Raw genomic sequence first — 15,547 nt, forward strand, 5'->3', positions numbered from 1 at the left:
TTGTAGTTACATAAGACGTCGGGTCTGTTCCCCCTTGTCAGGTCTACCCGAGTACCATATTGATGATTTTCTTCGGTACGATGATGACCTTCCGGACGGTCTTTCCCTCCAGGTACTTCTGCGAAGCCTCATGCTCGCGCACCGTCTGTTCGATGGTGGCATTGTCGGCATCGGCAGGGAAGTCGAGCGTGAAGCGTGCCTTGCCGTTGAACGACACGGTGTACCTCACCACATCCTCCTTCAGGTATTCCTCGTTGCAGACGGGCCACTGTGCGTCGCAGACGCTCGTCGTGTGTCCCAGAGCCTCCCACAGCTCCTCGCAGAGGTGGGGTGCGAAGGGGGCAAGCAGCACCACGAGGTCGGACAGGACAGCCCGCTTGTTGCACTTCAGCTGGCTCAGCTCGTTGACGCAAATCATGAACGCGCTCACCGAGGTGTTGTAGGAGAAGTTCTCTATGTCGACCGTCACCTTCTTGATGAGCTTGTGGATGGACTTCAGTTCGTCGCGCGTCGGTTCGACGTCTGTCGGAAGGAACTCGTCCTTGCGGCTATAGAAGAGCGACCAGAGCTTCTTCAGGAAGCGGTGTACGCCGTCGATGCCGTTCGTGTCCCAGGGCTTCGACTGCTCCACGGGACCGAGGAACATCTCATACATGCGCAGCGTGTCGGCACCGTATTTCTCGACAATCATGTCGGGGTTCACTACGTTGTACATCGACTTGCTCATCTTCTCCACTGCCCATCCGCAGACGTACTTGCCATCTTCGAGGATGAACTCTGCCGTGGCGTATTCCGGACGCCAGGCCTTGAAGGCTTCCAGGTCGAGCACGTCGCCCGAGACGATGTTCACGTCCACGTGGATGGGGGTGACGTCGTATTGTTCCTTCAGTCCCAGGGAGACGAAGGTATTGGTATCCTTGATGCGGTAGACGAAGTTGCTCCGTCCCTGAATCATGCCTTGGTTGACGAGTTTCTGGAACGGCTCTTCCTTCACGCTCACGCCGAGGTCGAAGAGGAACTTGTTCCAGAAGCGCGAGTAGATGAGGTGCCCCGTGGCGTGCTCCGTTCCGCCCACGTAGAGGTCTACGTTCTGCCAGTAGGCATCCACCTGACGAGACACCAGTTCGTGGTCGTTGTGCGGGTCCATGTAGCGCAGGTAGTAGGCGGACGAGCCTGCAAAGCCCGGCATGGTGTTCAGTTCAATGGGGAAGACCGTCACGTTGTCAATGCGGCTGTTCTCGGTGACGCAGCGGTTCACCGTGTCCCAAGCCCAGCGTGTGGCGTGGCCCAACGGCGGCTCACCCGTCTCCGTGGGGAGGAACTTCGCCACTTCGGGCAGTTCCAGCGGAAGGCAGTCCTCGTCGATCATGTAGGGCATCCCGTCCTTGTAGTATACGGGGAAAGGCTCCCCCCAGTAGCGTTGGCGGCTGAAGATGGCGTCGCGCAGACGGTAGTTCACCTTCACACGTCCCAGGTTGTGCTCCTTCACGTACTCCTTCGTGCGTGCGATGGCTTCCTTCACCGTCAGTCCGTTGAGCACCAGTCCGCATCCTCCCGTAGCTCCCTCGCGCGGCGAGTTGGTCATGATGCCCTCCTTGGCGTCGAAGCTCTCTTCACTGACGTCGCAGCCTTCAATCAGCGGACGGATTTCCAACCCGAAGTGCTTGGCGAAGGCATAGTCGCGGCTGTCGTGTGCAGGCACTGCCATGATGGCTCCCGTACCGTATCCGGCAAGTACGTAGTCGCTTATCCACACGGGGATGGCTTCGCCCGTCATCGGGTTGACGGCATACGAGCCTGAGAACACACCCGTCACGCGGCGGTCGGCGATGCGTTCGCGCTCGGTGCGCTTCTTGGTTGCCTCCAGATAAGCCTCTACCTCGGCACGTTGGCTGTCGGTGGTCACCTGCGGCACCAGTTCGCTTTCAGGAGCGAGCACCATGAACGTCACACCGAAGATGGTGTCGGCACGCGTGGTGAAGATGGTGAATTCCACCTCGCTGTCCTTGATGTGGAAGCGCATCTCCGTACCCTCGGAACGTCCGATCCAGTTGCGTTGCGTCTCCTTGAGCGAGTCGGTCCAGTCGAGGGTGTCCAGTCCTTCCAGCAGCCGCTGTGCATAGGCTGACACGCGGAGGCACCACTGGCGCATCTTCTTCTGCACCACGGGGTATCCGCCACGTTCCGACACACCGTCGACCACTTCGTCGTTGGCAAGCACCGTTCCCAGCTGCGGGCACCAGTTGACCATCGTCTCGCCGAGATAGGCGATGCGGTAGTTCATCAGTGTCTCCTGTTGCTGACGCTCGTCCATGGCTCGCCATTCGTCGGCTGAAAAGCTCAGCTCCTCGCTGCACGCAGCGTTCACGCCTTCGGTTCCGGCAGTCTCGAACGCCTTCACCAGTTCGCTGACGGGGCAGGCGCGGTTGAGCCGGTTGTCGTAGTAGCTCTCGAACATGCGTTGGAACGCCCATTGCGTCCAGTGGTAGTACGACGGGTCGCAGGTGCGCACCTCGCGGCTCCAGTCGAAGGAGAAGCCTATTTTGTCAAGCTGCTCGCGGTAACGGTTAATGTTGTTCACCGTGGTGATGGCGGGGTGCTGTCCCGTCTGTATGGCATATTGCTCGGCAGGCAGTCCGTAGGCATCATAGCCCATGGGGTTGAGCACGTTGAAGCCCTGCAGGCGTTTGTAGCGTGCGTAGATGTCCGAAGCGATGTAGCCGAGTGGGTGTCCCACATGCAGTCCCGCTCCCGAAGGATAGGGGAACATGTTGAGGACGTAGAATTTCTTCTTTGTGGAGTCTTCTGTCACGCGGTAAGTCTGTCGTTCGACCCACCGTTGGTGCCATTTCTTCTCAATCTCTCTGAAATTGTATTCCATTGCGATGTATTTGTTTTGGTGTTACGTTCTTGTTCAGCGGAAGCGTTGCCGTCAGCCGACGGTTCTGCCCCTTCTTTACTAATAATGTGCAAAGATAGATGTTTCGGGCGAAGAATGAAGTTTCTCTCCCCCGTAAATAATCTAAATGGCTACTTCTGTGGCATTTCTCTCCCTTTTCCTCCCTGTTTGTCCGTTGTCAGGCGGACGAAAGCGTCCCTACCACCGTGTGGGGCTGTCTGTACGAAAGCAGGGATGTGCCGGAACTTCTGAATGTAAGGATATTTAAAAATCACGTGCAATTTCCGTGTTCGAAAACGGTCTTTTGAGTTTCTTTGCTTGATGTAGGTCAATAAAACGGGCTTTTTATGTTGAAAAGCATATTTTCGCTTGTTGATAATTCCAAATGCCTTTATCTTTGCATCGTGATTAAAGGTCATAAGGATAACAAACGAACAAAAGACGCTCTGCGAAGAGCAAGTTCAATAGGTAGTAAAAGGTAAAAAGATTTCGATTTTTAATCAAGTGCTTGAATGTTGTGCATAGGGATTTACAACATTTTTAGTTACTTGTCAATTTTCACGTAGTGAAGTAAGAATTTACTAGAATTTGAGAGATTTGAAATGATTAAGGAGAACTCCCGGGCTTGCGAGAAGTCCGGGAGTTTTTGTGTTCGCCCAGCACGAGCATTCTCTAATCGGTGCAAGTCCGTAACACGCCCGATAGCGGGAAGTGTACAGCCAAGGGCAAGGGTGTCCATTGCGAAGTGGAATCTGAAGGAAGCCGGCGGCAAACATCTGGCCTGACGAACAGAAACTTGATATAAGGCTGGTGGGCATGGATGAGATTACACAACAAATCAAAGTCCGATAGCTATACGGAAATGCCCTAAGTAAATCAAGCAGGTATAAGATGGAAAGAGGATGTCCTTAACTGGGGAGGTCTCATGGACGTGCGGAGGATGAATTTCCGAACCACGGAGTAAAGCTTGCCATGAGAAGTCAGCCGAGGTCATAGTACCCGAGTTTTTTTTTCTACTCAATTCGGGGAAGGACTGAACCATAAGTCAATTGAGCAGTAAATGAAAGTCACTCCATGAAGGGAAGAATGCAGAAAATACCGATGTCAAGCGATAGCCGCCCTCAAAAGGATAGCACGGAATGCGAAAGCTATGAGGGGGTGCAGACCTTCATGTACATGACTGAAAACAACCTCAAGGAAGTGCAATTTGAGCGAGAAAATTTGCTTGAGTTTATCCTCTCGCCGTACAACCTTAACCGTGCATACCTGCCAGTTAAGCGTAATCAAGTCAGTTGTGGAGTGGACGGATTGTCAACCGAGGAATTGGGAGACTATCTGAAAGAACACAAAGATGAACTCGTGGAATCCTTGAAAACGGGCAGATACCGCCCGAATCCCGTCCGTAGGGTAGAAATCCCGAAGGATAAGGGCAAGACCCGCCCGCTTGGTATCCCGACGGTGGTGGACAGGGTCATCCAACAATCCATCAGCCAAGTACTGAGCCCCATCTATGAACATCAGTTCAGCGACAACAGCTTTGGCTTCCGCCCTCATCGAAGCTGCCACAAGGCCTTGAGGCGGGCGCAGGAATATATCACCCAAGGTTATAAATACTGCGTGTCGCTAGACCTGGAACGCTTCTTCGACACGGTAAACCACAGTATGCTGATAAGGATATTGTCCCGCACCATACGTGACGGACGTGTGATATCGCTTATCCATAAGTACCTTACGGCAGGAGTCATGGTTAAACGAGGCTATGAGGAAAGTGTGGAAGGCGTTCCCCAAGGCGGTCCTTTAAGTCCTTTGTTGGCAAACATCATGCTCAACGAACTCGACAAGGAGCTTGCCTGCAGGGGGCACAAGTTCGTCCGCTATGCAGACGACTGCATGATACTCTGCCGTAGCAAGCGTGCGGCGGAACGCGTTCGTGAGAGCATCTCCACTTTCATTGAATTACGGCTTCACCTTAAAGTGAACCGTGACAAGACAGAAGTGTCATACGTGGGCAGGGTGAAGTATTTAGGTTACTCCTTTTATATGATGAAGGGGAAGTGCCGTCTGCGTCTGCATCCCAAATCGGTTGCCAAGATGAAAGGGAAACTGAAAGAACTGACATCAAGAAGCAACGGTTGGGGGTATGCAAGACTGAAAGACAAGTTGAACCAATTCATCAAAGGCTGGATGAACTACTTTAAATTGGCTGATATGCGGAGCATCCTCCAAATGACAGATGAGTGGCTTCGACACCGAATACGCAGCTATGTCTGGAAGAGTTGGAAGAAGGTCGGCACAAAGTTCAAGAATCTCATGAAATGTGGTATAGACAAGTGGAGGGCTTGGCAATGGGCTAATACCCGTGGCGGGTATTGGAACACGGCAGGAAGTCCGATATTATGCCGAGTCATGAATAATGAGCGACTGAGACTTCAAGGCTACCCTTGCCTTGTGGACTTATACATCAAACTGCATCAGCACTAAGGAACCGCCGTATGCCGAACGGCACGTACGGTGGTGTGAGAGGTCGGAAAACGAAAGTAGGAAGAAAACTACTTCGTTTTCCTCCTACTCGATTATGTACGCTCGGCATGAGTCCACAAAAAAAGCCGCCCGTAGTTTCACAACCGGGGCGGCTCGATAGTCTAACTAATCAATTATAACATTTAAAGATCTGTGCTTATTTCCTATTAGTTGTAGGTTGAATAGCCTGTGTTTGTTTTACAGCTTCCCTCCGCGGGCCTTGACGCGCTCATACCATGCTTCGCGCTCCTTGGTCAGGTCGTAGCCCTGCTTGGAGAGGTAGTTGTTGATGCGGCCCTTGTACTTGCCGAAGGCTGCATGCTTCTTGTTGGAGTTCTCGGCATCCATGGCATACTCGCGTGCCTCCTTCAGCCAGGCGAGTATCTGTTTCTTCTCGTAGTCCTTCAGTGTCGGTATCATGTCACACTGTGCGTCGTAGGTCACTTTGACCACGCCGTAAGTCATGCCGTCCTTCACTGCCTCGATTTGTGTGTCGTCGAGGAAGAGCGAGAGTCCGGACTCCAGTTCGAAGTGGTGGCGGAAGAGTTCGCTGTCCTTGGCATTTTCGGCTGCCTGTACTGCAGCATTCTTGGCATCGCCGGTCAGCTTCTCCTTGGCTTCCTTGACAGCGGCATCCCGTTTCTCGTAGATGTCGTTGAGCAGGAAGTAGCGGTTGGCAATGATGTTGCGCACGTTGAGTGCCACATCTCCGTCGGTGAGTGCCAGCTTGTCGACAATCTTCTGCGAACGTTCACAGATGGTCTTCACGTAAGCCGCGTCACGACCCTCTTCGTTGAGTTCCACTCGCTGTGCCGATGCCGTTGCGGCGATGCACAGCAGAAGAAAAAGCAGTAAGGAGTGTTTCATCTTTTTCATCCGTTGCAAAATTACATCAATTTTCCTTTTTCAGCCAAAGTATCGTAGTTGTTTTTCAAGTCAGTCCAGTCGATTTTGTTCTTTGTGCTGACGCCGTTGATATATTTTTCGATGTTGGTGTAGCCGTCGCCGGTGCAGTCCTCGTTGGCGTCGCTCGGGTCATTGGGGTTCAGTCCGTTGGCCTTTTCCCATTCGTCGGGCATGCCGTCGCCGTCGGTGTCAACATACGGGGTACCCTTGTACTCGGGGAATCCGCCCATCTGTGCCGGTGAGGTGATGATACCGAGCTTGTAGGAGTCGTTCGCCATACGACGGTATTTGAACAGTCCGTCCTCGTTCTGCGATTTCTCGGCAAGTCCCCATACATCGCCGTAAGGATTCTCTTTCGGCAGTTTCTCCACGTAGTAGGGTTTGCCGGTACGCACTTCGTCGATGATGCGTTGGTCGATGATGTCGCGGCAGGGGATGTTGGCACCCACGTTGCGGAGCACATAGTCGTATGCGTCACGGGTGTTGAGGATTGTCAGGTGAGGCATCTCGAAGGGAGCCTGGGCACGCATCAGCTCGGTGTATCCGTCGGTGTTCTCCTGGTCCTCGATTTGGATGCCGCCGTCCCAGTTGTCGCGGGTCACACGCTCGTTGCCCTCCATGATGTTGCCTTCAGCGAAGACACGTCCGTAGACCTTGTGGTCGAGCTTGCTTCGTCCCGACTCCGGTTTGAGGATACGGAAGGCGATGGCGCCCTCTTTCGGGGTTGCAGGACCCGGTTTGTAGTAGTTGTTGATGAAGTTGTACATTGCCGTGTAGTCGCCGCCGTCTGAAGAGCGGTGTACCCAGTTGAAGACTACGTTGTTGACGAAGTTGAACACGCCGTTCCATCCCACAGACGGGTTACGTCCGGAGTTGCTTGCCCAGAGGTTGCGCATGAAGGCGCAGTTCTCACCGCCGAGGGTGCTTCCGAAGGCATGGTTGTAGGTGTCGAGTGCCTTGGCGGAGATGGTATTCTGGATGGTGACGTTGACGGTGGGGAGTTTCAGTTCCTTGGTCTCATATTGTCCCTCGCTGGGGTCGTACATGTGACGGTAGAAGGAGATGTTCTCGTCGAGTCCCCAGGAGCAGGAACAGTGGTCGATCATGATGTTGCCCACGGGATTGCCGCCGAAGGAGTCGTCACGGTGCCACACCATGGTCTCACCCCGACGGAAGCGCATGTGTCGGATGACCACGTCGTGTGTGTCTACCCAGAACGATTGTCCTGAAACGACTACGCCGTCACCGGGAGCAGTCTGTCCGGCAATGGTGATGTAGGGGGCACGCACGATGATGGGAGTCTCCAGCTTGATGATACCTGACACGTTGAACACGATGATGCGTGCACCTCCCTGGTCGCATGCGTCACGGAGTGAGCCGGGTCCGCTGTCGTTGAGGTTGGTCACAGTGATGACGCGTCCGCCTCGTCCGCCAAAGCTGTACATACCTCCACCTTCAGCACCGGGGAATGCCGGAATTTTTGCCTGCGGAAGGTCACAGGGTCTTGAAGCCCAAGGCACATAGGGGCGTCCCTCTTTGGCTTCTTTCATCACGATGGGGAGTGCTTTTGCCCAGGCAGAGTCGGCATGTGCGTATGCCTTTGTAATCATCTCTTTGTACTTTGCCTGTGCTTCGGGAGTGATTTGGGGATATTGTGCGTATGCTGCATTGGCTGTACCGAGCAAGCCTGCCAGCATGAATCCCCATGCTACTGTTTTTTTCATAGTCATTATATTATCTATCCGGTATTGTTTTTCTTGCTTTGTGTAAATAGACTGCCAGGAGTGCAAAAGGTTATACGGCGGATGGTGTGTATTTTAATTTTTTAATAGAAGGGGAGTGAGTGGGGAGTGAATCAGTAGGTACGATTTCCCGGCAAACACTGTTGTCCGACGGATGGAACACAAGTGTTCGATTCATCAAACACATTAGTTTGACTCACCAAACACAAGTGTTTGATCTGGCAAACATAGTAGTTTGATATACCTAAGTATAATACTTTGACAGGCTAAGTATAATACTTTGGTAGGCTAAGTATAATACTTTGGTAGGCTAAGTATAATACTTTGGTAGGCTAAGTATAATACTTTGGTAGGCTAAGTATAATACTTTGATAGGCTAAGTATAATACTTAGGTATGTCAAACTAATTAGTTCGCTGCGTCAAACACTTGTGTTTGTCCGGTCGAATACTTGTGTTTGCCTGCTCAAACGCAAATGTCCGGAGAGTGTGTCGTTGTGACATACCCTCCGGACATTTTCATTTGTCAATGATGGGAGATTCAACGCATGTTCTATCTCTATTCAGAAACACCTTATTTCAATCCGTGCGCTTTCAGCAGCGGCTCGATGCTGGGTTCGGCTCCGCGGAAGGCTACGTAGAGCTTCATGGGGTCGTCCGAACCACCTTTCTCCAGGATGTTCTGGCGGAAAGAGGTAGCAGTGGCCGGGTCGAAGATGCCGTGCTCCATGAATGCCTCGAAGGCGTCAGCCACCAGACGGTCTGCCCACAGGTAACTGTAGTATCCGGCATCATATCCGCCCATGATGTGGTTGTAGTAGGTCGAGCGGTAACGCGGAGCTATTTGCGGGATGAGGCCGATCTTGTCCATGACTTGCTTTTCGAAGGTGGGGATGTCCAGCCCCTCGGTGGAGGTGAGGGTGTGGTATTCCATGTCGAGCAGGGCAGCTGCAAGGCGTTCGGTGATGAGGAAGCCCTGGTTGAACAGCGTCTGTTTCTCGATTTTCGCTATCAGTTCGTCGGGGATGGGCTGACGCGTCTGGTAATGCTTGGCATAGACCTTCAGCACTTCGGGAGCCAGTGCCCAGTTCTCCATGATTTGTGAGGGCAGTTCCACAAAGTCGCGTGCCACGGCAGTGCCCGATGTGCCTTTGTACTGGCAACGGGTGAGCAGTCCGTGCAGGGCATGTCCGAACTCATGGAACAGGGTACACGTCTCGTCGAGCGTCAGCAGGGAGGGCATGTCGTCCGTCGGTTTGGTGAAGCTTGCCACGTTGTAGATGAGCGGACGCGTCTGTCCGTCGGCTTCGCGGAAGTTGCTCATCCAGGCACCGCTGCGCTTTCCGGCACGGGGCATGTAGTCGCGGTAGAAGATGCCGAGCAGGGAGCCGTCGGCGTCCTTCACGACGAAGGTCTTCACGTCGGGGTTATAGACGGGGATGCTGTCGGTCGGTGTGAGGGTGACTCCGTAGAGCTTGTTCACCACATAGCACAGTCCGTTCCATACGTCGTCCTGGCTGAAGTAGGGTTTCACCTCGTCCTCGTTGAGGTCGTACTTCTCCTTGCGGAGCTTCTCGCTGTAGTAGGCCCAGTCCCATGCCTCAAGCTTCTCGCCGCGTCCTTCGCGGTTCATGATGGCTTGCAGCTCGGCAGCTTCGGCTTTCGCGTTACGGATGGAGTATCCCCAGAGGTTGTTCAGGAAGTCCATGACCGTCTCCGGAGTCTTTGCCATGTTGTCGCTCAGCACGTATGCCGCGTGGTTCTTGTATCCCAGCAGGTTGGCTTTTTCCAGCCGAAGGGTGAGGATTTGTTTCAGGACCTCCTTGTTGTCGTTCGCGTCGTCGTGGTTTGCCAGGTTGGTGTAAGCCTGATAGATGTCCCGGCGCAGCTCCCGGTTCTGTGCATACTGGAGCAGAGGCAGTCGGCTGGAAGCCTGAAGGGTGAAGACCCATTTGCCTTTCAGTCCCTGTGCTTCCGCTTCCTGGGCAGCTCCGGCAATGACGGCATCGGGCAGTCCGGCGAGGTCTTCCTTCTTGTCGATGACCAGCCGGTAGGCGTTGTTGTCTGCCAGGACGTGGTTGCTGAAGGCGATGGTGAGGGTGGACAGTTGCTGGTTGATTTCACGCAGACGTTTTTGCTTGTCAGCATCGAGCGATGCGCCGGAACGCACGAAGCGCCGGTAATATTTGTCGAGCAGGTAGTGCTGCTCGGTGTTCAGTTTCAGTGTACCTTCCTCTTCCTGTTCGTGGAGGGCGGCGATGCGTTTGTAGAGGTCGGCATTCAGGTAGATGTTGTCCTGGTGTGCAGCCAGTTGCGGGGCAATCCGGTTCTGGAGCGCCACCAGACTGTCGTTGGTGTCGGCTTCGGTCAGGGCGAAGAACACGCCACTCACACGGGCGAGTATTTCGCCGCTGTTGTCCAGTGCGAGGATGGTGTTTTCGAACGTTGGGGCTTCCGTGTTCTGGACGATCGAGTCTATTTCCAGGTTCTGCTGCTCGATGCCTTTCAGGAAGGCAGGTTCGTAGTGCTCGAAGCGTATCCGGCTGAAGTCCGGCGTAGCATAGGGTGTCTGGAACTCGGTCAGGAAGGGGTTGGACGCGGAGTCCTGCTTCTGACCGCATGCACAAATCAGGCAACTCATGGCTGCTGCAATCATTAATGTTTTCATGTGTATGTTTACTTAAGTTTCGCGCGTGCTTCAGTCGTCGGTTGACAAAATGACAGGAAGAAGTGCCTGCCAACCGCAGTCTGAGCCTGCGAACGTTGAATAATGTACTTAATCCGCCAAATTTAGACGATTGTATGTGAACGACAAAGCTTTTCGTGAATCTTTTTGGAAAAGGCTATTGTATGCAATCCGAATGTAGGGGCGAGCGGTCTGCTCGCCCGGTCCAATGCACCGTCCAATAACCGTTCAATGCACCGTCCAATAAATGTTTAATAACTGTCCAATAACCGTTCAAACGCCTTTCGTACGGTTAATGTTATCGTTATGTGTGGATGTGTGGAAACAATTTGGATAGGACCATGATTGGACCGGGCGAGCAGACCGCTCGCCCCTACATTTGGATTGAACAGGTTCTGTCACTCCTTTCCTGAATGTGTGAACGCATGTGTGAACGCAAACGGGGTTTTTTGCTTGCCCCTTTTCCACCATCCGCATACCTTTGCAGTGTGTTCAGGGAGGAAAGGCGAACGCCGGCACGTCTCCCTCCCCCGACACACGTGAAAGAATCAACCAAGTCTAACTAATCTCTTGACGGAGTTCCGTATCCGTCCAGCCATCCGTTGACAAGGGAACCGGGCGACGCGTCTGTCTGCCGTGGATGTTGTGATATTCACTTGTCAATCCTGACCGGAGCCTGCGGAAGTGCCGTCAGTCTAAACTGAAACGCCATGAAAGAAGAAAAGAAAAACATCTGGAGCCTCGTGCTCAAAGTAGTCATTGCCGTAGCATCTGCCATCGCCGGCGCGTTGGGTATCAGCGCATGCAGATGATGCCAGCAGACGGCTGACCTTCATCGGGAGAACAATCCTCTCCCCCTCCCTTACTCTTTTTTAACCCAAATCGGTCCTTAGACTTTGAGTAATGACTTATTTGGGTTTAACAGACTAGCCCGGGCAGGCAGCAGCAAGTGCTTGTCCTGTCCGGACTATGCCTTTTTCCAAACCTAAAAACAAAGATTGAACCATGAAAAAGATACTATACCTACTTCTAACCCTGTTTGGATGTACCCTTTTGGCCAACGGTCAGGACTTCAAACCCGGACAGCAGGCACAAGGCATCCTGGAAAGTAAAAACGTGACAGTCGACCATGCCACAGGCACCTTCCATTACCGTGTTCCACTCTACACTCTGAAGTCGGGCGCATTCGAGCTTCCCGTCACCCTTGATTACACCGCACGCGGCGTCCGCGTGGACGACCAGCCCGGTCCCGTGGGCTATAACTGGACACTCAACACCGGCGGTGTGGTGACACGCACCGTGCGAGGAGGAATGGCGGATGAACTGTCTTACGGTTATGCCCATTCGGAGAGCGCCTTCACTCCTCTGTGGGACGATGTGACAAACGTCAACCTGCATCGCCGCGACGGTGAAAGCGACATCTTCACGGCTGTCTTCAACGGACGGAGCGTGAACTTCCTCATCCGTAAGAAGGCAAACGGTGCCCTTTATGCCGAACCGCTGGAACTGACAGCGGTCAAGATAGAACCTGTTTCCGACTGGTCCGGCATCAGCGCGTGGACCGTAACCGACGAAATGGGGAACCGGTACTTGTTTGAGGAGCGGGAGTACGTGAAGGACCTCAATAAGGTGGACGCCATCAGTACCAACGGTGTCTATGACATGAGCTATGTTTCCGCCTGGTACCTGAGTCGCATCGAACCGGTCAACACGGCTCCCATCACCTTCATCTATGAGAAGGGCGATCCCTACGGCGACCTGTCCGCCTACATGAGAAAGAGTCATTATAATGTCTATACAAGTGTGCATTATGACTATGGACGGGAGATGGTGGAATACCCCTGCGACTTTGGGAAATACCAGGAAAAATATCTGAAATACCTGTCTCAGGCAAAAGATGCCCTGCAGAGTTCCGTACGGGACATCAAGAAGGTGCAGGAACTGGAGTCCATGTACGGATTGAGGTGGTTTACCAACTCCACCGCTGCCAAGTCCTTTGCAGAATATCAGAGAGCCACCAGAAGTGCCCTGGGGTGCATCTCCGACCTGCGCCTCCTCCATTCAAGCTCTCTGAAAGAGGTGGGAGCACTGACACAACTCATCGACTACTACCATGATGAGAACTATCTCGTCTCCATCTATCTGACCAATGCCAGACAGTGTATCCTGGACTGCCTGGCAGAAAGAAGGACCTATCGGTCGAAAGAAACCCAGAACAACACCTACTATGACAACTTTACGCCGGTCCTCAAAGAGATTCGCAGTCCGGAACAGAGTCTGCAGTTCACGTATGTCGACAACAGGCTGGAAACCGTCTCCTGTCACAACCTCATCGACGGCAAACGCATCTCTGCAGTGTCTTTCTCCGGAAAACCTACATTGGACAAGCTTGTATTCAAGGGCAAAGACAACATCGGTTACCGCCAAATGACCTTCGATTACTACCAGACGCCGGGCGACACCTACGACCCTTGGGGCTATACACGCCATCTCGTCCATCGGGCAGAAACATACGCTGAAGTCGTGGATACTGCCCGTATCTGCCATCGTTCCTTGAAGCGCATCACGCTTCCTCACGGCGGTGTCATTGAGCTGTCGTATGAATGCAACCATAGCAGTCGCTTTCGTCACTGGCCCTTGCCTACTCCGGAAAGTCCTTATGGCGGTATCCGCCTCTCGGCACTGGTGATGCAGGCTGACGCAACGGCAAAGCCCGACACCATCCGTTATACCTATCCGGAAGGAGGCGAACCGGTATATGACTGGTTCGACATGCGGGAGAGCATCGACTACGGGGACTTTCACGACCTGCTGTTATACACCCGTATGAAAAACAAAGGTTGCGCCTTTCTGAACACCGGCAACAACGGCCTCTATTATCCTTATGTGATAGAAACCATCCAGGGAAAGGGCAGCACTGCCTACCTGTTCAACATACCGACCCGTAGGAGAAGCTATCTGCAGATACCCTATGCTTTCTGGTTGTACGGACTTCCGCTTGCCACAGCGACGTACGATACACAAGGGCATATCCGTACCCTGAAGAAAAATGTCTACTACACCGATGTGCCGAATACCGACCGATTCCAGACGGATTACCTCATGAACAACCAGACCTTTTTTGACACGCAACTACCTGACTACCGCATGAAGCACAGTAAACAGCTGCACCAGCTGCAACCCTACGAATGCTACATGGACGCGAAAAAGATTGAAAAGGAATATGCCGCCATGCCCAAGACCGTCATCCCGGACCTTTTCGCCTTTGACCCGTATGAGGAACTCTACAAGCCCAATATGCTGCCACGCAGCAAAGTTGTGATGCCTGACCTCACCTATACCTTATATTATGGTGGTTCCACCCTGCTGAAGGAGCAACAGGAGTTCGTCTTTGAAGGGCATGTGACCGACAGCATCAGCAAGCGGGACTTCTACAGACTGACCCAGGGAAAACCTTTCAAACGCATCGAGTATTTCTACTCACTGTCAAACGGAATAACTACTCCTGCCGGACAGGAAGTGACCGACTCCCGGGGCATACGACTTCAACAAGGACAGGAGCGTGTAGGAGATTTCCGTGCCACCACGCCGGTACTGGACTCCATGCAGGTGCGGAACATGCTGGCGCAACCGCTGCGCGAATGGAAAAAGGAAGGTTCTGTCATGCTGGAAGAGACCCACTATCGCTATGGGCTCCATCACGAAGACTCCTGCACGTTTATCACGCTGGACAATCGTTTGAAGACATTGAAGAACTCTCCGTTGTCCTCACAGCCCACTGCCACTACCCTGTCGGTGAGCTACACACACCGTCCTTCAGGTTATCTTCCCGTCAGCCGGATAGAAGACGGGAAGCGTACGTCCCTCTGTTACCATGACGGTGACGACCGCATCGTGTTGAAAGCCGAAGAAATCTTTCCCGACGAGATGGCCGTGCTGGACTTGCAACAGCAACAGCAAGACCTGAAGGAGATGGATCGGGTCTTGTCAGAACAGCCGGCTGATTTCTATGGTGAAGCAGCAACATTTTTATCTTGCTTGCGTAAAATCGACTGGGACACCATCCAGATAAGAAGCCTGCTGCCCTATCAGGTCACCTACCTCCGTCGGGATATGCCGAAGCTCTTCCGCCTGCTGGAATGTCTGAGTGAGCCTCAGTCACCCATTACGAAGTCTGAGGCCGACACAATTATAAACGTGGCACAAGGACCGCTGATGTTCATGAATCGCCTCTATCGGGAGTTAGTGAACCATGCAGCCTTTGAACCGGTGCGCCAAACCTATATGGCCATTCTGTTTCATCTTGATCGCCAGTTGACTCCGGAAATGCTCTACTATTCGTATTGGTATCACCGGAACGAAGTCAAGGTCAATGCCCGCAGCAATACCCGTTGGAGTATCTATACGCTGGGTGAAGCTCCCGAACTGACATGCACCTTCGTATGCGGCGACGGCGAGCACACGGTGAAGATAAAGCCACACAACACCGGCATTCCATCCTGCTACCTGTTGGACTCCGGCGGACTGCAGGACGTTCGTTCCCTCAGGATACACGTTCCCTCCACGGTCTATTATCTCGCCATCCTGCCTCAACGGGCAACCTTCGAAGCCAAGACCTACAATGCCGACGGCACGGTGGCTGTGAAGTTCGGTCCCGACGGACAATCGGAATCTTACAGATATGATGCTGCCGGACGAGTCGCGAATATACTGGACCGTAACCGGGAACACATAAAAACCTTCTACTATCACATCGTATCACAAGAAGAAAAATAAAGCTATAACCTAATAAAAAC

General features: G+C 53.0%; 7 protein-coding genes. 3 read left to right on the top strand and 4 right to left on the bottom strand.

The window, feature by feature from the left end:
* Positions 1-43 precede the first annotated feature (43 nt).
* Complete coding sequence (gene leuS / locus C8275_RS02315) at positions 44-2,881, bottom strand: leucine--tRNA ligase (protein ID WP_106483932.1); 2,838 nt, start codon at positions 2,879-2,881, stop codon at positions 44-46.
* A 1,092-nt stretch (positions 2,882-3,973) separates the two neighbouring features.
* On the opposite strand from leuS, the gene ltrA reads away from it, so the two are divergent.
* Positions 3,974-5,380, top strand: a complete 1,407-nt coding sequence (ltrA, locus tag C8275_RS02325; RefSeq protein ID WP_106483934.1) for a group II intron reverse transcriptase/maturase — start codon at positions 3,974-3,976, stop codon at positions 5,378-5,380.
* Between the two features lie 237 nt (positions 5,381-5,617).
* On the opposite strand, the gene C8275_RS02330 is transcribed toward ltrA, so the two are convergent.
* From C8275_RS02330 to C8275_RS02340, 3 genes are all read right to left on the bottom strand, one after another.
* Entirely contained in the window at positions 5,618-6,286 is a 669-nt protein-coding gene (locus C8275_RS02330; RefSeq protein WP_369860849.1) for a DUF3826 domain-containing protein, read from the bottom strand.
* Between the two features lie 20 nt (positions 6,287-6,306).
* Complete coding sequence (locus C8275_RS02335) at positions 6,307-8,049, bottom strand: thrombospondin type 3 repeat-containing protein (RefSeq protein ID WP_106483935.1); 1,743 nt, start codon at positions 8,047-8,049, stop codon at positions 6,307-6,309.
* A 590-nt stretch (positions 8,050-8,639) separates the two neighbouring features.
* Positions 8,640-10,733, bottom strand: coding sequence for a M3 family metallopeptidase (locus tag C8275_RS02340; protein WP_106483936.1), 2,094 nt, complete (start codon positions 10,731-10,733; stop codon positions 8,640-8,642).
* 728 nt (positions 10,734-11,461) lie between these two features.
* Here C8275_RS02340 and C8275_RS14575 point away from each other — a divergent pair.
* Positions 11,462-11,563, top strand: coding sequence for a smalltalk protein (locus C8275_RS14575; RefSeq protein ID WP_157948135.1), 102 nt, complete (start codon positions 11,462-11,464; stop codon positions 11,561-11,563).
* Positions 11,564-11,756: 193 nt separating this feature from the next.
* Positions 11,757-15,527 carry an RHS repeat protein gene (locus C8275_RS02345; RefSeq protein ID WP_157948136.1) on the top strand — a complete coding sequence of 1,257 codons (3,771 nt, stop codon included), beginning with the start codon at positions 11,757-11,759 and terminating at the stop codon, positions 15,525-15,527.
* Positions 15,528-15,547 lie beyond the last annotated feature (20 nt).

The organism is Bacteroides sp. Marseille-P3684 (assembly GCF_900291465.1).
Taxonomy (GTDB): domain Bacteria; phylum Bacteroidota; class Bacteroidia; order Bacteroidales; family Bacteroidaceae; genus Phocaeicola_A.

What these genes read in the sequence shown, in the direction of transcription:
- C8275_RS02330 (WP_369860849.1), bottom strand. Translation starts at nt 6,286, where the DNA reads ATGAAACACTCCTTACTGCTTTTTCTTCTGCTGTGCATCGCCGCAACG.
- leuS (WP_106483932.1), bottom strand. Translation starts at nt 2,881, where the DNA reads ATGGAATACAATTTCAGAGAGATTGAGAAGAAATGGCACCAACGGTGG.
- C8275_RS14575 (WP_157948135.1), top strand. Translation starts at nt 11,462, where the DNA reads ATGAAAGAAGAAAAGAAAAACATCTGGAGCCTCGTGCTCAAAGTAGTC.
- C8275_RS02335 (WP_106483935.1), bottom strand. Translation starts at nt 8,049, where the DNA reads ATGAAAAAAACAGTAGCATGGGGATTCATGCTGGCAGGCTTGCTCGGT.
- C8275_RS02340 (WP_106483936.1), bottom strand. Translation starts at nt 10,733, where the DNA reads ATGAAAACATTAATGATTGCAGCAGCCATGAGTTGCCTGATTTGTGCA.
- C8275_RS02345 (WP_157948136.1), top strand. Translation starts at nt 11,757, where the DNA reads ATGAAAAAGATACTATACCTACTTCTAACCCTGTTTGGATGTACCCTT.
- ltrA (WP_106483934.1), top strand. Translation starts at nt 3,974, where the DNA reads ATGAAGGGAAGAATGCAGAAAATACCGATGTCAAGCGATAGCCGCCCT.